Annotated in this window: 22 protein-coding genes and 1 pseudogene; 10 read left to right on the top strand and 13 right to left on the bottom strand. The window is 62.9% G+C overall.

Translation table 11 applies throughout. From position 1 onward, the window contains the following. Nucleotides 1-37: 37 nt before the first annotated feature. The 4 genes from ACZI8R_RS13265 to ACZI8R_RS13250 form a co-directional block, all read right to left on the bottom strand. Entirely contained in the window at nucleotides 38-1,075 is a 1,038-nt protein-coding gene (locus ACZI8R_RS13265) for a tellurite resistance/C4-dicarboxylate transporter family protein (RefSeq protein WP_463380092.1), read from the bottom strand. Beyond that, entirely contained in the window at nucleotides 1,072-1,398 is a 327-nt protein-coding gene (locus tag ACZI8R_RS13260) for a cupin domain-containing protein (RefSeq protein ID WP_463380091.1), read from the bottom strand. The genes ACZI8R_RS13265 and ACZI8R_RS13260 overlap by 4 nt, the downstream gene beginning before the upstream one ends. Before the next feature lie 98 nt (nucleotides 1,399-1,496). Then, on the bottom strand, nucleotides 1,497-2,006 hold the full coding sequence (locus ACZI8R_RS13255; protein ID WP_463380090.1) for a dihydrofolate reductase: 510 nt from the start codon (nucleotides 2,004-2,006) through the stop codon (nucleotides 1,497-1,499). Beyond that, the gene (locus tag ACZI8R_RS13250) at nucleotides 2,006-2,806 is read right to left on the bottom strand and encodes a thymidylate synthase (RefSeq protein ID WP_463380089.1); all 801 of its coding nucleotides are present in this window, start codon (nucleotides 2,804-2,806) and stop codon (nucleotides 2,006-2,008) included. The genes ACZI8R_RS13255 and ACZI8R_RS13250 overlap by 1 nt, the downstream gene beginning before the upstream one ends. Before the next feature lie 58 nt (nucleotides 2,807-2,864). Between ACZI8R_RS13250 and ACZI8R_RS13245 the strand changes: the two genes are divergently transcribed. The 3 genes from ACZI8R_RS13245 to ACZI8R_RS13235 all read left to right on the top strand — a co-directional run bounded on the left by ACZI8R_RS13245 (nucleotide 2,865) and on the right by ACZI8R_RS13235 (nucleotide 5,530). Then, complete coding sequence (locus tag ACZI8R_RS13245) at nucleotides 2,865-3,740, top strand: aldo/keto reductase (RefSeq protein ID WP_463380088.1); 876 nt, start codon at nucleotides 2,865-2,867, stop codon at nucleotides 3,738-3,740. 63 nt (nucleotides 3,741-3,803) lie between these two features. Next, complete coding sequence (locus ACZI8R_RS13240) at nucleotides 3,804-4,985, top strand: alcohol dehydrogenase catalytic domain-containing protein (RefSeq protein WP_463380087.1); 1,182 nt, start codon at nucleotides 3,804-3,806, stop codon at nucleotides 4,983-4,985. Further along, nucleotides 4,982-5,530 carry a DUF2231 domain-containing protein gene (locus ACZI8R_RS13235; RefSeq protein WP_463380086.1) on the top strand — a complete coding sequence of 183 codons (549 nt, stop codon included), beginning with the start codon at nucleotides 4,982-4,984 and terminating at the stop codon, nucleotides 5,528-5,530. Before ACZI8R_RS13240 ends, ACZI8R_RS13235 begins: the two co-directional genes overlap by 4 nt. Nucleotides 5,531-5,535: 5 nt before the next feature. Here ACZI8R_RS13235 and ACZI8R_RS13230 read toward each other — a convergent pair whose 3' ends face one another. The 4 genes and pseudogenes from ACZI8R_RS13230 to ACZI8R_RS13215 form a co-directional block, all read right to left on the bottom strand. Beyond that, nucleotides 5,536-5,958, bottom strand: a complete 423-nt coding sequence (locus ACZI8R_RS13230; RefSeq protein WP_463380085.1) for a ChaB family protein — start codon at nucleotides 5,956-5,958, stop codon at nucleotides 5,536-5,538. 64 nt (nucleotides 5,959-6,022) lie between these two features. Then, a pseudogene (locus tag ACZI8R_RS13225) lies at nucleotides 6,023-6,301 on the bottom strand (iron-containing redox enzyme family protein); the annotation flags it as partial. A gap of 123 nt (nucleotides 6,302-6,424) precedes the next feature. Continuing rightward, complete coding sequence (locus tag ACZI8R_RS13220) at nucleotides 6,425-7,180, bottom strand: hypothetical protein (protein WP_463380084.1); 756 nt, start codon at nucleotides 7,178-7,180, stop codon at nucleotides 6,425-6,427. A gap of 7 nt (nucleotides 7,181-7,187) precedes the next feature. Next, complete coding sequence (locus tag ACZI8R_RS13215) at nucleotides 7,188-7,805, bottom strand: flavodoxin family protein (protein ID WP_463380083.1); 618 nt, start codon at nucleotides 7,803-7,805, stop codon at nucleotides 7,188-7,190. A gap of 134 nt (nucleotides 7,806-7,939) precedes the next feature. Between ACZI8R_RS13215 and ACZI8R_RS13210 the strand changes: the two genes are divergently transcribed. After that, nucleotides 7,940-8,182, top strand: coding sequence for a DUF6480 family protein (locus tag ACZI8R_RS13210; protein WP_463380082.1), 243 nt, complete (start codon nucleotides 7,940-7,942; stop codon nucleotides 8,180-8,182). Between the two features lie 3 nt (nucleotides 8,183-8,185). Here the strand turns inward: ACZI8R_RS13210 and ACZI8R_RS13205 are convergent, their stop codons facing one another. Continuing rightward, on the bottom strand, nucleotides 8,186-8,488 hold the full coding sequence (locus ACZI8R_RS13205) for a hypothetical protein (protein WP_463380081.1): 303 nt from the start codon (nucleotides 8,486-8,488) through the stop codon (nucleotides 8,186-8,188). Between the two features lie 172 nt (nucleotides 8,489-8,660). Here ACZI8R_RS13205 and ACZI8R_RS13200 point away from each other — a divergent pair, with 172 nt between their 5' ends. Together ACZI8R_RS13200 and ACZI8R_RS13195 are read left to right on the top strand one after the other, a co-directional pair. Beyond that, a complete protein-coding gene (locus ACZI8R_RS13200; RefSeq protein ID WP_463380080.1) occupies nucleotides 8,661-9,554 on the top strand; it encodes an alpha/beta hydrolase fold domain-containing protein in 894 nt (297 codons plus the stop codon). Further along, the gene (locus tag ACZI8R_RS13195; RefSeq protein ID WP_463380079.1) at nucleotides 9,551-9,895 is read left to right on the top strand and encodes an ectoine synthase; all 345 of its coding nucleotides are present in this window, start codon (nucleotides 9,551-9,553) and stop codon (nucleotides 9,893-9,895) included. Before ACZI8R_RS13200 ends, ACZI8R_RS13195 begins: the two co-directional genes overlap by 4 nt. A gap of 6 nt (nucleotides 9,896-9,901) precedes the next feature. On the opposite strand, the gene ACZI8R_RS13190 is transcribed toward ACZI8R_RS13195, so the two are convergent. From ACZI8R_RS13190 to ACZI8R_RS13175, 4 genes are all read right to left on the bottom strand, one after another. Further along, nucleotides 9,902-10,372, bottom strand: a complete 471-nt coding sequence (locus tag ACZI8R_RS13190; protein ID WP_463380078.1) for a hypothetical protein — start codon at nucleotides 10,370-10,372, stop codon at nucleotides 9,902-9,904. 22 nt (nucleotides 10,373-10,394) lie between these two features. Beyond that, complete coding sequence (locus tag ACZI8R_RS13185) at nucleotides 10,395-10,829, bottom strand: STAS domain-containing protein (protein WP_463380077.1); 435 nt, start codon at nucleotides 10,827-10,829, stop codon at nucleotides 10,395-10,397. Nucleotides 10,830-11,321: 492 nt separating this feature from the next. Beyond that, nucleotides 11,322-11,564 (bottom strand): microaggregate-binding protein 1, encoded by a 243-nt coding sequence (mbp1, locus tag ACZI8R_RS13180; RefSeq protein ID WP_463380076.1) that lies wholly within the window; start codon nucleotides 11,562-11,564, stop codon nucleotides 11,322-11,324. Between the two features lie 219 nt (nucleotides 11,565-11,783). Beyond that, nucleotides 11,784-12,482, bottom strand: a complete 699-nt coding sequence (locus ACZI8R_RS13175) for a GAF and ANTAR domain-containing protein (RefSeq protein ID WP_463380075.1) — start codon at nucleotides 12,480-12,482, stop codon at nucleotides 11,784-11,786. A gap of 311 nt (nucleotides 12,483-12,793) precedes the next feature. On the opposite strand from ACZI8R_RS13175, the gene ACZI8R_RS13170 reads away from it, so the two are divergent. From ACZI8R_RS13170 to ACZI8R_RS13155, 4 genes are all read left to right on the top strand, one after another. After that, nucleotides 12,794-13,159, top strand: coding sequence for a hypothetical protein (locus ACZI8R_RS13170; RefSeq protein WP_463380074.1), 366 nt, complete (start codon nucleotides 12,794-12,796; stop codon nucleotides 13,157-13,159). 13 nt (nucleotides 13,160-13,172) lie between these two features. After that, nucleotides 13,173-13,328, top strand: coding sequence for a hypothetical protein (locus tag ACZI8R_RS13165; protein ID WP_463380073.1), 156 nt, complete (start codon nucleotides 13,173-13,175; stop codon nucleotides 13,326-13,328). A gap of 153 nt (nucleotides 13,329-13,481) precedes the next feature. Continuing rightward, on the top strand, nucleotides 13,482-13,709 hold the full coding sequence (locus ACZI8R_RS13160; protein WP_463380072.1) for a CDGSH iron-sulfur domain-containing protein: 228 nt from the start codon (nucleotides 13,482-13,484) through the stop codon (nucleotides 13,707-13,709). Beyond that, a complete protein-coding gene (locus ACZI8R_RS13155) occupies nucleotides 13,706-16,624 on the top strand; it encodes a phosphoketolase (protein ID WP_463380071.1) in 2,919 nt (972 codons plus the stop codon). The genes ACZI8R_RS13160 and ACZI8R_RS13155 overlap by 4 nt, the downstream gene beginning before the upstream one ends. The last annotated feature ends 10 nt before the right edge of the window (nucleotides 16,625-16,634 follow it).

Genomic DNA, 16,634 nt, shown 5'->3' with positions numbered 1-16,634 from the left:
TGTCGAAGGTGACAGGCTCGGCTCGGCGCCGAGCCTGTCACGCGGCCCTGTCGGTGAGGATCGTGCGCCACAGGTGACGTGACATGACCGCGGTGGCGCAGATCCAGGCGACGACGGCGACTATCAGTTCCGCGCTTCCGATGGCGCGCACGAGGGATAGGTCGTCGGCGTCACCCAGGTAGATCCCCGCTACCGCGTACATGCCGAGCGGAAAGACGATGCTCCACAGTGATGCGTCGTAGCGCAGCGGGACCCGATTGCGGATGTGCCGCCACCAACCGGCCGCGACCAGGACCGGAACGAGCCAGGTGGCGAACGCCCAGAACATCACGGACAGACCGGAAACGAGACCGTGGGTCGCCGATGTCATGGGCGTGTGGGCCATCTCGAGGATCCGTGCGCCGGCGAGGACGGTGATGGCGCACGCGCCCATTGCGATCCAGTAAGGCGCCGACAGGTCTTTCGGGCGCACTGGGTACATCAGCATGCGCGCTGCCACGAAGATTCCAGCTGCCGCGTAGAGGAATATGCCGACCGACCACGACACGACGGCGACACCCGCGAGGATCTCGCGGGCACCGTCGTAGATGGGCTCGAGGGTCGCAGCGGAGACCGCGATCGATTGGCTCGCCACCACCCACACGAACCACGTGCCGTTGGCCCGGGCGATGACCGGCCGTTCCTCGGTGCCGAGTACAGCGGTCCACGGCACGACGTATCCCAGCACGAGCCATACCGCCACGGCTATCACGAACAGGACGGCGGTGAATATGTGGTGGTCGTCCATAGCGAGGCGAACACCGAGAACGTTGGTCCCGGCGATGAAGGTGAAGTAGCCGAATCCGCGCCGTGCATCGTTCAGATCGTCGAGCATCTCGGTCCGGTGGCACGCAAGGCGCCAGCCGTTCAGTGCGAGGAGTAGGACGTACCCGGCTGCGGCGATCACCAGCAGGAGAGCCGACAGCGCACGTACGTCTTGTAGATGCAGACCGACCGAGACGATCCCACTCGCCATGACGAAGGCGAAGTACCCGGGATTCAGGCCGCGGACGGCGGTGGAGAGGCGGTCCCTCACATTGCGACGGTGAGCAGGAAGGCGACGTCCTCGATTGCCTCGACGCTGTGTCGCCCTGCCGGTAGGACGAGGAAGTCTCCCGTGGAGCCCTTCCACGAGTCGTCACCGCACGTCAGGGTCAGCTTTCCGTCCAGAACCAGGACGGTGGCCTCTCCGGGGCTCTCGTGTTCTGCCATTCCCTGGCCGGCGGTCAGTGCCACCAGCGTCTGGCGGAGGCTGCGTGCGTGTCCGCCGTACACGGTTTGTGAACTGCGGCCGCTCGACGCTCCGGCCGCCAGCTTGAGCTGCTGGCGTGCAAGGGCGGTCAGAGACTTCTTGTCCATGTGGAGCCACTCCTGGCAGGGTCCGACATCGCAGGGGCTGCTGCGAATTACTTCCTTGGAGTATGACCCACCAGGCTGTGGCGGTAGCGCCGAATCGACTAACCGCGTGCGGTCCGCGGCCGTGTCCAGGTCACGAAACGAAAGCGAACCCCGTTCTTCTCCGAGCGCAACCATGCGCCGACGGTGCCGGCCTTCCAGTCTTCGCCGATTTCGGGTGCGTAGGTGTCGCCGTCGTATTCCGCGTCGATCTCGGTGACCACCAGCTCCGTGGCGAACGGCATTGCCGCTGTATAGATTTGGGAGCCGCCGGTGACACAGACGTCCTCGGTGGACAGGGCGAGCGCTTCCTCGACCGAAGTCGCCGGCTCGGCACCCACGTCCGTCCAGCCCGATTGCCGGGTCACGACGATGTTGCGTCGGCCCGGCAGTGGCCGAAATCGTGGCGGAAGCGAGTCCCAGGTGCGTCGGCCCATCACGACCGGCTTGCCGGCGGTGACCTCTTTGAAGTGGGCCATGTCCTCCGGGACGTGCCACGGAATCGTGTTGTCGATTCCGATGACGCCGCCGCGCGTCTGCGCCCAGACGAGGCTCACCTTTCGATCCGCCATCAGACGGCCACCGGCGCCTTGATCGCGGGGTGATGTTCGTAGCCGACGATCTCGACGTCCTCGAAGGTGTAGTCGAAGATCGAGTCGCGCTTGTTCAGCTTCAACGTCGGGTAGGGGAACGCCTCACGAGTGAGCTGCTCGTTCACCTGGTCGACGTGATTGTCGTAGATGTGGCAGTCGCCGCCGGTCCAGACGAAGTCACCGACCTCGAGTCCGGTCTGCTGCGCCACCATGTGGGTGAGCAGGGCGTAGCTGGCGATGTTGAAGGGAACGCCCAGGAACAGGTCGGCGCTGCGCTGGTACAGCTGGCAGGACAGTTTCCCGTCGGCGACGTAGAACTGGAAGAACGCGTGGCACGGCGCGAGTGCCATCTCCGGAATGTCACCGACGTTCCAGGCCGAGACGATGATGCGCCGTGAGTCCGGGTTGGTCTTCAGTGTCTCGATGACCTGCGTGATCTGGTCGATGTGCTCGCCTGACGGCGTGGGCCAGCTTCGCCATTGCACGCCGTACACAGGCCCCAGCTCACCGTCGTCGGCTGCCCACTCGTCCCAGATGGTGACGCCCTTGTCCCGCAGCCACCCGACGTTCGATTCGCCGCGCAGGAACCACAGGAGTTCGTAGACGATCGACTTGAGATGCACTTTTTTGGTGGTGACCAGCGGGAAACCGTCGGCGAGGTTCCAGCGCATCTGGTGGCCGAACACGGACCGGGTCCCGGTCCCGGTGCGATCGGCCTTGGCGGTGCCCTCGGTCTGGACCAGCCGAAGGAGATTCTCGTACGGGGTAGGCACAGTCACGTCGGCCAGTTTACGCAGGAGGTCTGCAGGCACTGCGGCGGCTCGTTAGCCTGGATTGATGAGCATTCCCGACATCTCGCTGAATTCCGGAACCACCATCCCGCAGCTCGGTCTGGGAGTCTGGCAGGCCACCGACGACGAGACGGAGCGCGGCGTCGCGTATGCGCTCGACGAGGCCGGATACCGTCATCTCGACACCGCCGCCGCGTACGGCAACGAGACCGGTGTGGGGCGCGGAATCGTCAACTCCGGCGTGGCCCGCGAAGACGTCTTTCTCACCACCAAACTCTGGAACTCCGACCAGGGGTACGAGCCGGCGCAGAAAGCGTTCGACGCCAGTCTCGACAAGCTCGGCGTCGACTACGTCGACCTCTATCTGATCCATTGGCCGCTGAAGAACGACGAGCGACTGCTCCGCACGTGGGAGGCGTTGGAGAAGATCGCCGAGTCCGGTCGCGCGAAGTCGGTGGGCGTGTGCAATTTCGAACCGCACCACCTGCAGCTTCTGGTCGACCGCGGGGGAATGCTCCCCGCCGTCGATCAGGTGGAACTGCACCCCAACCTGCCTCAACGTGCGATTCGTGAAAAGGCGTCCGAGCACGGTATCGCCGTCGAGTCGTGGAGTCCGCTCGGTGGCACCAGCAACTCCGGTTGGGGCAAGGCGTCGAAGCCCAACACTCTGCTGGTCGATCCGATGATCACGCGCATCGCCGATCGGCACAGCAAGTCGCCGGCCCAGGTCATGATCCGGTGGCACCTTCAGAACGGTCTGATCGTCATACCCAAGTCGGTGCACGAGGCGCGGATCTCGCAGAACATCGACGTCTTCGACTTCGAGCTCACCGATCAGGACCTCAGCGAACTCGACACCCTCGACAACGGCAACCGCGTCGGTGCGCACCCGGACGAGATGAATATCGCGGCTCCGGATTGAGCACGTCGCGCTTGGGTACTCGGTCGCTCGAACCGCCAGGTTCGGGAAGGGAGCGATCTCGAGATGAAGGCCGTCACTTGGCAGGGTAAGAGAGACGTACGCGTGGACACCGTTCCGGATCCACGGATCGAGAAGCCGACGGACGCCGTTATTCGTGTCACCACCACGAACATATGTGGCTCCGACCTACATTTGTACGAAGTGCTGGGCGCCTTCATGCAGCAGGGAGACATCCTCGGCCACGAAGCCATGGGCGAGGTGGTGGAAGTCGGCGCCGAGGCGACGAATCTGTCCATCGGTGATCGAGTGGTGATTCCCTTCCAGATCTCGTGTGGTGCCTGCGTGATGTGTGATGTCGGACTGCAGACTCAGTGCGAAACCACGCAGGTTCGTGAGATGGGCAGCGGCGCTGCCCTCTTCGGATACTCCGAGTTGTACGGAAGCGTCCCGGGTGGTCAGGCCGAATATCTGCGCGTGCCACATGCCGACTACACCCACATCAAGGTTCCGAACGGCCCTCCGGATTCGCGTTTCGTATACCTTTCCGACGTTCTGCCCACCGCATGGCAGGCAGTCGAATATGCGAACATTCCGCCCGGCGGCTCCGTGACAGTGTTGGGGCTCGGGCCGATCGGCGACATGGCGGCTAGGATCGCGCACCATCGCGGATTCCGGGTGATCGGCGTCGACTTGGTTCCGGAGCGGCTGAAGCGAACCGCAGCGCGTGGTGTGGACGTACTCGACCTCGCATCTCTGGGTGACGGCCCAGCAGACGCGGTGCGAGACAAGACCGACGGGCGGGGGACCGATTCGGTCATCGATGCAGTCGGCATGGAAGCGCACGGCGCGCCGGTCGCGAAGGCGGCGCAGACACTCACCTCACTTCTTCCGTCCGCGGTGGGAAAATCGGTGCTGTCCAAGGCCGGACTGGACCGTCTCTCCGCGCTGTACAGCGCGATAGACATAGTGCGTCGCGGTGGAACCATTTCACTGTCCGGCGTTTACGGGGGCGTCGCGGACCCGATGCCGCTTCTGACCATGTTCGACAAACAGATTCAGCTCCATATGGGGCAAGCAAATGTCAAGCACTGGGTTCCCGAGATTCTGCCGTTACTGACCGATGAGGATCCTCTCGGTGTCGACGGATTCGCGACCCACCGAATGGCGCTCGACGACGCCCCTCATGCCTACGACATTTTCCAGAAGAAGCTGGACGGAGCCGTAAAGATTGGACTGACACCATGACACGTCCTGTGCGAAAGCTGTTGAGCTACAGCGAGAAGGCAACGGCCCTCGACGGAATCGGCACCCCGATTCGTGACGGAATCCGGCGAGTTCTGAACGATTCGGCGGCGGATCGCGCTCTACGTGGTGACTGGCTGGGGCATCCACTGCATCCTGCGCTCGTCTCGCTCCCGATCGGCACCTGGATTGCTGCGACGGTGTTCGACACCTTCACCGACGACGCTGCAGCGTCCAGACGTCTGCTGGGGATCGGTCTGCTGTCTCTCGGGGGAGTGTTGGCCACCGGATGGGCGGACTGGTCCGTGGGTGACGAACGCCAACGTCGTGTGGGATTGATACATGCTGCGGGAAATGCCACGGGAGCAGGTTTGATATTGGTCTCGTACGTACGGCGGCGCGATGGCGGGGCCCCGGATGCACTCACCAAGGCGCTCAGCGCTGGTGCCGTCTCGCTGGTCGGTGCAGCCGGCGCCCTCGGCGGGCACCTCGCATACGCTTTGGGCTCGGGCACAGCGCAGGACGTTCCGGACCTGCGGCCCGTATAGCGCCTTCAGCCGCGGCTGCGTGCAGACGAACGTCGGTTGCTCTTCTGGATCTCTTCCACGAGTTCCGCTTTGGACATCGTGGAACGTCCCGAGATATCGAGTCGTTTTGCGATGTCGTACAGATGCTTCTTCGAGGAGTTGGCATCGACACCTTCGGCCGATGTGCCTTTGGCGTTCGGACCACCGCTGCGTGCTCGTGAGTCCGACGGGCCACGAGACTTCTTTTCCTCCCAGTGATCGCCGACCTTCTCGAAGCTGTCTTTGAGGGCGGCGTACGCGACGCGGTGTGCCCGTTCACCCTCGCCGTATTCCTCGGCAGCGGAATCGTGTGACTTCGCGAAGGTGCGTTGAGCCTTCGCAGACGAGCGCCTCAGCGTCTCGGGCAGTTCGCCTTTCTCGGCACTTCCGGACTTTGCCGTCTTGGGCATCCTTGACCTCCTGACATTCACAGAGTGCGGCCATGACGGTGGCGATTACCCGGATGAACATCTTTCAATCACTGCTACGAACGAACGAGTTGTGTCCGACGATCCAGGCGCCGTGTAGGTGATTGCTCAACCGACTCTCGAGCAATTCGGTGGCCTCGATGCCGAACACGACGTCTGCTTCGAGGTGCGGTTCCCGGCGAAGCAGATCACCGACGACGTCGTGGCGCACCACCTGCTCGTGTACGGCATCCGCCTCCACATGTTCCGCGTAGAAGTGAACGCAGTCCCTCGGGGCCTCCAAACGTTTCAGGGCAGCGACCATGCGCGCGGAGCCCGGCATTGAGCCTTCGACTGCCCTTGTAGGCGCCGCACGACCCAGATGTGGGGTTCCGCCTCCTTCAAGACAATGCAGTTCGTAGCAGGCGCACAACGCCAGATGCAGGTCCGTGACCTCGAAGTCTTCGCGCTATATGTGCCTGACGTCGGCCACCGGCCCGGGGTGTCTCGAGCTTTCCGGAAGAGTTTCTCCCGTCGTGGGGACGTGGCGGTCGACGTCGGAGCGAATGAAAGCACCGCATCCGTCGGTGACCGAGAACTGACCGCGCAGGAGAACGATCGCGCTGGCGGTGGCAACGGCCGCATAGGGCAAAGCGTCGACAGCAAGCTCGGTCGTTGCCGTGATCGAGCCGAGGCTTGAAACCAAGTCGGTCTCGGTCGCAACCCAGTTCGGCATGTCACCGACGACGACTTCTCGATCGCGCAGATCCCCGATTGCCAGAGTGCCGACGGCTCCGCGCCGTAGGGCGTCGCACACAGCCCACAAACCTTCCACCCAAGTCGGGTTGTCGAACGGACGGCCTGCCGACGCGTACGCCGTTGTCGGCAGGCCGGATTCGATGAGCGGAAGCAGATGCGGTAGGCGCGAGTGTCGCGCAATTGTTGTTTTCGGTGCTCGGCACAGGAGTTGGTCGAGCCAGATCTGTTGGTCGTTCGCGATCAGTGCGCGACCGACGAGTGGCTCTGGCGGCGCCCCATCGAGGACCGTCGACTCGAGGTGCTCGATGTGTTGTTTCGGTACGTCGAGTTCGCCGAGTCGGCGCAGCTCTTCTCGCCATTGGACTTCTCGTTCGAACGCCGAGACCGTGATTCCCGGATCGGAGAAGTAGATCGACGTGAACGGACCGTCGACGGCCGCCAGTCGATGCAACTGCCCGGTTTCCATGGGGTCCTTACTGATCGCTCGGCTTATATCCCGACTTACTCAACAATCGAGCGAGATGAACGGCGTTCCGAGCGGACGTTTTGTTCGTGCCCACCACGGCCGACGGGGTTTCCTCGAGGTCCTTGTAATCGGTGCCACTCATCGCTTCACCGTTCCAGTAAGTCGCGCCGTGAGCTGGAATGCTGAATCCACAGTCGTTCAACCCTTGGAACGTGTCGGCGATGATCGAGTGGGCGCCGTCTTCATTGCCGACCACGGCAACGATGGCCACTTTTCCGAACAGGACTGGCACACCGTCATCGCTGGTCTGGGAAGACTCGGCGTTCAACCGCTCGAGAGCGCGCTGCGCGACGCTGGAGGGGTGACCGAGCCAGGTCGGCGTACCGAAGACGAGAATGTCGGCCGCCATGACCTTCTCGGCGACGCCGGGCCAGGCGTCTCCGCTGCCCATATCTCGTTCTACGCCGGGCCGAACATCGACGTCGACAAGTCGAACGGTATCGATTGTTCCCACGCCTGCTTTTTCGAGTTCGTCGAGGACCTGCTTGACGAGCAGATCGGTACTCGATTCTGCCGGTGAGGGTTTGAGTGAGCAATTGAGTGCAAGTGCGCGTAGATCAGTCATGGCCGAGTGTTACCCAGATCAGCAGAGAACATGCACTTTGCGTGACTTCGAGATCCCTCGTGTCGAAATCTGGATTTCGGGTAACTGAACAACAAAGCTCCGTTTGCAGATTTCGAGGACGAGGAGAATTGCCGATGACCGACCCGACTTCGGGACCAGACCCGGACCCGGAAGACACTCCGAACCTCGAAGCCGGCGGTGGGGTGTCGCCCGGGGAGACTCCGCCCGAGTCGGGCCAGACCTCAGGACTCTCAGCACCGGAGCCGCGAACGAGCTGGTCCTTTCCACCTACCGGGATAGGCGCCATCATCGCCACTGTGGTGCTGGTGCTGCTCTTCGCCGCAGCCGCTGTATGGGTTGTTCTCGACGTGCTGTGAGAATCAGTGGCCTTCCATGTCGGGCCGTCCTTGCTGATTGTTGATCTGACGAACTCGCCGGTACTCGAGGAGTACGTGGACCACGCCCCCGATCAGTAGTACTGCACAAGCAATTCCGGCGATGATCGCCCAGCCTTCGAACCCTCCGCCCAGAGCAACCAGGAAGAGTCCGAGAAGAACGAAGGACACGCCTATCGCGATGAAGCCCGGATACCCGCGGGCATCCGTCAAAGCTTCGCCGGCGTGTTCGCGTTGAGTTCGCGACGTATCGCCGTCGTAGCGTCCGCGTTCGACATTCCGTTCCACGTGCCTCGCCACCTCATCTTTTAGATGTCCGTTCCGATCTTCCGGCCGGGTACCCGAGAGTGCGGTACGCAATCAAGGTCGAATCGGTGGCTGGCGGATCGGAGGTCCACGCTGTTTGAGAAGTCCCGAATCCGGGCAATGCGGGTCCATGGTTTCGTTACGGGCGTGGGCTGTGACGGCTTCGCTACGTGCGCGGCGTAGCAAGAAGTTCTACACCGACCCACACAAGATGCGTGATCGCCTGTCTCACCATCAGGACCCCAAGCGGACAGTTCCGCCTCGATTCGTACGACGCGCGACCAACGTACGGCGTGAGACTGTCGACGGATTCCCGTGTTACCTGCTGTCCCCGAAGCCTGAAGAGCGTCGAAGTTCGGTCCGGATACTGCACATACACGGCGGCGCTTTCGTCGAACAACCGGAACGACACCACTGGCGGTTCATCACTCGGATCGTCCAGACCACCGATGCCACAGTGGTGTTTCCGATCTATCCGATGGCTCCCGAATATCATCATCCAGCGATACAGCGAATGGTGCGTGGCACGTACGACCGTTTCGTCGGCCCGCGCGCGGACGAAGACCGCATCGTTTTCGGCGATTCAGCCGGTGGCGGCCTGGCGCTGTGGTTGACCGCGCAATTGCGGGAAGAAAAGGGGCCGATGCCGGCCGCGCTTGCACTGTTCTCGCCGTGGTTGAATCTCGCGACGGACGATCCGCTTTCGGTCGAAATCGATCCGAAGGACCCGGAACTGGGTATGGCGGGTCTACAACAGGCAGGACGTTGGTACGCAGGCGAAGAGTCGCCACTCGACCGACAGTTGAGCACGCTGTTCATGGACCTGACGGGATTTCCAGCGATCGCGGTCTTCACCGGCACCAGCGACATCCTGTTGGCGGATGCACGACACCTTCGTGAGCGGGCGACGTCGGCCGGGGTACACGTCGATTACAACGAATTCCATGCCATGTTCCACAACTGGATCATGCACCGCATGCCCGAGGGGCGTTCGGCGCGAAACGAACTGGACAGATTCCTGAGAACACGGACGGAGGTAGACGCATGATCGTACGCACAACGGCCGGCATCACCGATACCGACAGGCAAGTGGATTCCGATCACTGGACTTCCAAGCGGATCATCCTCGCGGACGACAAGGTCGGATTCTCCTACCACGAGACGACAGTGGCGCCGGACACCGAGACTCCGCTCCACTACCCCGACTACATCGAAGCAGTGTGGTTGATCGAGGGGCGCGGAGAACTGATCGACCGGGACAACGAGACCACCTATCCACTGGCGCCCGGCACCATGTACCTCCTGGATGGGCATGAGCGGCACACGATCGTGGCGTACACGCAGCTCAGGATGTATTGCGTGTTCGCGCCGGCCGTCCCGGCGCCTTGACATAGGTCATTCGGCGGCCCGAGGGACGAGTTCGAAATAGCTGGTGTCGACGCCGGGTACATCCGCATCGTGCCAGCGAAAAGCCAGTCCCTCGGCCTCGAACCTCGCCAGCCACGGCTCCCATCCGATTCGCTGGAGGGGCTCTTCGGATGCTCCGCCGGTGAAGTCGATTCGTAATCGCTTTTCGTATTCCGCTCGATCCGTGGTGGTTGCCGGTGCGCCGCCCCGATTCTCGACCCATTCGCGGATGACTGAATGATCCGTCGTGGTTCGAGTCGGATTCGGCGAAGACGGCCGAGCAGCGGCGCCGGCACACCCTGGGCACAGCGCCGTTTCGTGTATCTCGTCACCGCGCACGGAGCGATTCACGATCCAACCGTTCAGGCGCGCGGCGGTGGTGGCGGCAATACGATCCTCTGCGGGTGCGGCGAAGACGTATTCGCAACGAACGCAATGGAATTCCCACGGGCCGTTCACTGTAGGTTCAAGTCTCCCTGACTCAGAATGCGCGAGCCTGCCGCGACGCTTCCTCGACCGAAGCGCATGTCGACATATCCGTACAGATCGACGTGGCTTCAAAAAGGTTTAAGAGAGAACGGTTCCCGGCCAGTGTCCACGGGATGCCCTGGTCGCGAGACGTGGTGGCGAACTCGGACAGAACCGAGAGAGCGGACGCGCTGACGAAGCCGACATTTGTCATGTCGAGCACGAAAGGGGTCTCGGTCTCTGCCAATTGAGCGAGAGCGAGCGCCAGTGATGGGGAGGTCAGGATGTCGATATCGCCGAGAACGCGGCCGACGACCACGGGGTTGTACGTATCGATGACGATCTGAAGTCCCGGATCCGAAACGATCTCGGCGTCCTCTGCCGGATAGGCCGCGTTCGATGGCGCGGGCAGGTGGTTCGTCGAGAGGGCGGTACGTGACAGTTTCATGACTCTCCGATCGCGCATGCAATATCGACTGCAATCTCCGATGTCCGAAGAGGGCCGTATCAGATTCGGCCAGTGCAGCTGATGCCTAAGGCGCCAGGCAGCTGGTCGAGGAGGCGTACGCAAAGTACGTTGCCGCCACCGACGGTGGTCTCCGGACCATCCTTGGGGCTGTGTTCTCAACCACGCACGGTCAACGTTACGACGAGCCCAGTGTTTCGGCAACCGCTGAACTCCGCCCGGACGCCGGTCACGACCGATCCCTACGCCCGTTCGCAATTCGTGCAGTCGCGAGTTCGGCCGTAGCGGCGAAGTGGACATCCCCGCACTGGAATCCGTCTCCGGCCAGGGGCGCGTGGCCGCCAATCGCGGCTGCATCTACCGCGGCCGATCGTCCGCTTTCGGGCAGCACGAAACGAGAGATATAGTGTCGGCCCTGGACGAACGCCCCACGATTCCGCCACGCCATTCGACGAGGCGGAATCGAGGCCGTAGTCAGTCGTCCTGCTGCGCCCGTTGGCGCTGTTCTTCGGCCTTCGCCTCGCTACGGGCCTTTTCTGCCGCTGCCTCCTTCTCGGAGGCTTCACGCTGAGCGTCGGCCTTGTCCTGCTGGGCCCTGCCCTCACGAGTCATGTCGTCGTTTCCGCTGAGGGCGCCGGCCGCTTCTTTTGCCTTGCCTTTGACACCTTCGACGACGCCCTTTACGCCTTCTGCTGGTCCCGAATTCTCATTCGCCATCGACGTCACCTCCTACGGTGGTGTGCTGCCGTGCACGCAGCTCCGCGCACGGCACCGACTACCCGAGGGCCCTGAGCTCAAACGAACTCGTTGTTCGAGATCGTTTTCGGTCGTGGCGTCCATCGAATACGTGATCGCCGCGTTGCCGATGAGGTGACCGCTTCTGACGTCGAACGCAGACAACTCGCGGAACCTAGTGCATCAGAATATATTCGGGGTCTATCGATCGGAGATCTCCGGAATTTCTCCCGTGGTGCCGATTGTGTGGGCGATGGTGCGCAGTTTGGCGTTCTGTTGTTGAGAGATGCGCACGAGTAGATCGAACGCGGCATGGTCGGTGATTTTGAGTCGTTCCATGACAATCCCGACCGCCTCGCCGATGTTCTGCCGCGTCTCGATCGCTTCCTGCAGGTTCGCGTCTGTGCGAGCACTCGACAGAGCCACCGCGGCGTGGGAGGCCAGCAACCAACCCACTGTCTCCGACTGATCTGTGAAGACACCGGGCTGCGACGAGTACAGGTTCAACGCGCCGAGATTCTGGTCATCGTGGGTGAACAGCAAGTAGCCGAGGACGCTGCCGATGCCCAGCTCTTGCGCTCGCGGCGCGTACCGCGGCCACCTGTCGGTGGCGGCGTACACGTCGGCGAGGCGGTACGCCTCCGTGAGCGTGCGGGATGCGTCGTAGCACGGCCCCTCGTGTAGATCGCTCTGGATCCGGTCGGAGGCGCGGACGACGTTGTCGCTCGCCGCGAGAGTGTCCACGACGCCACTACGCACGATAAGGATGCCTGCCGCCTCGCATCCGTCGACCAGGTCCACCGCGTGATTCACGATGGCGTCCAAGGTTTGCTGGACCGTGGGCTTTGCGAGCAGATCGCGGGCCATGTCGGCAAGCGAGTGCCCGAGCGGGTCGGTCATCACACCTCCTGTTTGGTGCGCGGCAATTCGCACGCTCCGATCACCACACTGCCATCAACACTGCGAGAGCGAACGCAGCGGCAGCGGTAACGCACGCGAACTGGTGAGCGATGGTGCGGCCTGATTGGCAACGACCCGGTTCGGGTAGGCGTAGCGGACCGTCCACGGTAGAAGGAGAAGCGCACATGACTGGCCGACTTCTTCCGTCGGGCACAGGCCGAGAGCCGGAAGGGCGGTGAGCAGGCAAGGAGCTACTTGCTGCACGGCTCGGCTCGAATGGATAGCAATCGAGGGTAGTAAGGACGGTCGCCGTGGTGAACGACGTCGAGAAGAGATGGTCCGACCGAACCACCTTCCGGAAAGCGGCGCTCCACACCGGCGTGGCGATAGTTCTAGCGCTCGGTTCGATGGTGGGGATCGTCGTGTGGGCAACGATCGGGGCCGAGGGAGCGTGCGACGACGCGGCCTTCCGTATATGCGAGAGTCCCGATCGATACCTGCTGGCGGGCGTCCCCACGGCGATTCTGCTCGCCGGCGGGGTGAGCGCGTTCGTACGCGCGTACCGCGCTTGGACGCGAGGCGGGACCTGGCCGCTATGGCAGGGGGCGGGCTGGGTCCTCTTCACTCTCATGTTGGTGTATTTGTTCATCTTCGGTGGCGTAGCAGTCACCGGTTGATCGAGGAGTAAACATGGATGTCAACGTTCTGCTCGTCGTCGTCTTGCTACTTGCGAGCCTGGGCCTCGTGACTATCATCGAGCGCTACATCGGTGGCAGAGACCGGGTCCGTGCCGACCCGAGGACTCCCGCTGGACGGTTACACACCAAGTTCTTCGGCTATCACTAGCGGGGACGGCCGATCATCCGTCCGACATGGGGCTCGAGTATCCGATCTGGCTGAAGCCGGTGAAATCGTTCTCGTCCAGGCGTTTCGTTCGCGGCCGCTGTGGGCACTCGCCGGGATGACCGACTGCCGCGACAGTGAACGTGCCTTTCCGGAATGGAACTCGCCGGGGGTCGAATGCGTTCGACGAATACCGGGCGGCCCACACTGGTGCGGGGTCCCGTGAGCATCACGATGCCCGACGGGCACGTGGTGTCCTCCGACCGATTCGTGGTGGCCGTGTGCAGGTGTCGCCGGAGCGAGCTCTTTCCGTTGTCTGACACCAGCCATCGCGCACGCCGACGCATACCGACATCACCTACGGAAGAGGCCGAGGTGCCATGACGAGTAACGAAAAGACCGCGGAAAGGATCGCCGAGGTGGCGCGGCGACGAGCATTTACGGTCGCTGCGGCGGAATCGCTTACCGGTGGGCGTATTTCGTGCCTCCTCGGTGCAGCGTCGTCCTCGTCGGAGTGGTACCGAGGCAGCGTCGTCGCCTATGCGTCCTCGGTAAAACACCGAATCCTCGGTGTGCCGGGGTCAGTGGTGAGTGACGAAAGCGCGCGTGCGATGGCGAGGTCCGCAGCAGACCTACTCGAGGCGGATATCGCCATTTCCGTGACAGGTGTCGGCGGCCCGGATTCGCAGGAGGGAGACTCGCCCGGCACCGTATGGTTCGGGCTGTTCGACAAGGGGCGCACGACTGCCGAGTTGCATCGATTCGAGGGGAATCCGGAAGCGGTCGTCGACGCCGCCACTGCCCAGGCGCTCGAGATGATCGAGCATGCGCTGGGAGAGGGCAGACGAACGGACGACGCACCGGATGCCGAGGCGGATCAGAACGGTCTGCAGACGGTTGCTCCGCGTCCCTACGAACTCGGTGACGCGTCCGGCCCTCTCTCTCGTGCAGAAGTGGAAAGCATCGATGCCTTCTGGCGGGCCGCGAACTACTTGTCGGTCGGACAGATCTATCTCATGGACAACCCGTTGTTGCGGGAGGCGTTGCAGGCAGAGCACATCAAGCCGAGATTGCTGGGGCACTTCGGGACTGTTCCGGGACTGAACTTGATCTGGGCGCACGTCAACCGACAGATCGTTCGGCGTGATCTCGATTCGGTGTTCGTCGCGGGCCCGGGACACGGCGGACCAGGGCCGAACGCCTGCGCGTGGCTCGAGGGAACGTACTCGGAGTTGTACGGCCACATTTCCCAGGACGTCGAGGGCATGTCGACGTTCTTCCGGCAGTTCTCCTTCCCTGGCGGAGTACCCAGCCACTGCGCCCCCGAGACGCCCGGATCGTTCCACGAAGGTGGCGAACTCGGTTACTCGCTGTTGCACGCTTACGGTGCAGCTTTCGACAACCCTGAACTCACCGTTTTCTGCGTGATCGGTGACGGCGAGGCGGAGACCGCTTCGCTGGCAGCGAGTTGGCACTCGAACAAGTTCATCGATGCCGCGCGAGACGGGGCGGTGGTCCCGATTCTCGCGTTGAACGAATACAAGATCGCGAACCCCACGATCCTCGCCCGCATACCGGAGTCGCAGTTGCTCGAGCTGTTGAGAGGCTACGGCTACACCCCGTTCGTGGTCGCGGGAGACGATCCGGCCGAAGTGCATCAGGCGATGACGGCGGCGCTCGACGAATGCCTCGATCGAGTGGCCACGATCCAGGCGGACGCGCGCGGCGGCGGGAGCAGGGGTGCGGAGGAGGCCATGCCCGAATGGCCCATGATCATTCTGCACACCCCCAAGGGCTGGACGTGCCCGCCGATGGTGGACGGTGAAAAGGTCGAAGGCACGTTCCGCTCTCATCAGGTGCCGTTGCCGACCGCACGAACGGACGAGGCTCATCGTCGAACGCTCGAGCAGTGGCTGCAGTCGTATCGGCCGGAAGAACTGTTCGACGAGGACGGCAGGCCGGTCGCGGGCATCTACGACTTCGTCCCGGCCGGAGAGAAAAGGATGAGTGCCAATCCGGTCGCCAATGGTGGGGTTCTGCTCCGTGATCTGCGTCTGCCCGATTGGCGTGACCACGCGGTGGACGTGCCCGGCCCCGGCCGGACGAATCACGAGGCGACACGAGTGCTGGGCGGTTGGTTGCGTGATGTCACGGCCCGGAACGTCGACAACTTTCTCACCTTCGCGCCGGACGAGTTGGCCAGCAATCGTCTTCAGGACATTCTCGAGGTCACTGGCCGCGATTGGCAGCCGCGGATCGGCGAGTTCGACGAGAATCTTGCGCGCGACGGCCGGGTCGTCGAGGTGCTTTCCGAGAACGTCTGCCAAGGGCTGCTGGAGGGGTATCTGTTGTCCGGCCGGCACGGCGTGTTCACCTGCTACGAGGCGTTCGTGCACATCGTCGACGCCATGTTCAACCAGTATGCGAAATGGCTCGATGCGAGCGCACAGATCGAGTGGCGACGCCCCATCGCAAGTCTGAACTATCTGTTGTCGTCCCATGTGTGGCGCCAGGATCACAACGGTTTCACCCACCAGGACCCGGGCTTCTTGGATGTCGTGGTGAACAAGAAGCCGGAGATCGTGCGGGTGTACCTTCCTCCGGACACCAATACGTTGCTGTCGACGTTCGATCACTGCCTACGTTCACGCCACTACGTCAATGTGGTCGTCGCGGGGAAGCAGCCGCAGCCCGACTGGTTGTCTGCAGAAGAAGCAGCACTGCACTGCGCGCGCGGCGTGGGAAGCTGGGAATGGGCAAGTGCCAACGATGATCCCGGGACAACTCCCGACGTGGTCCTGGCCTGTGCCGGAGACGTCCCCACACTCGAAACCCTCGCTGCCGTATCGATTCTGCGAGAGCGTCTGCCCTCCTTGCGGGTTCGGGTCGTCAATGTCGTCGACCTGATGCGTCTGCTGCCGGACACGGAGCACCCGCACGGCCTTCCCGACAGTGAGTTCGACACGTTGTTCACACGTGATCGCCCCGTCATCTTCGCCTTCCACGGCTACCCCTGGCTCATTCATCGCTTGACGTATCGGCGCGCCGTTCACGGTCGAATGCACGTCCGCGGTTACAAGGAGAACGGGACCACCACTACGCCGTTCGACATGGTCATGCTCAACGACCTCGACCGATACCATCTCGTGATCGATGTCGTCGACCGCGTGCCACACCTACGTGAGAGCGCAGCCGGGCTTCGTCAGAACATGGTCGACGCGAGAGCGAATGCTCGTGCGTGGACCCGGCAGTACGGCGCCGATATTCCGGAAGTTGCGGAGTGGAGTTGGCCCGGGTGAACCAGCGGCG

The sequence above is a fragment of the Rhodococcus huquni genome (assembly GCF_055231055.1).
The sequence above is the reverse complement of the archived record's forward strand: the minus strand, read 5'-3'. Positions and strand labels throughout refer to the sequence as shown.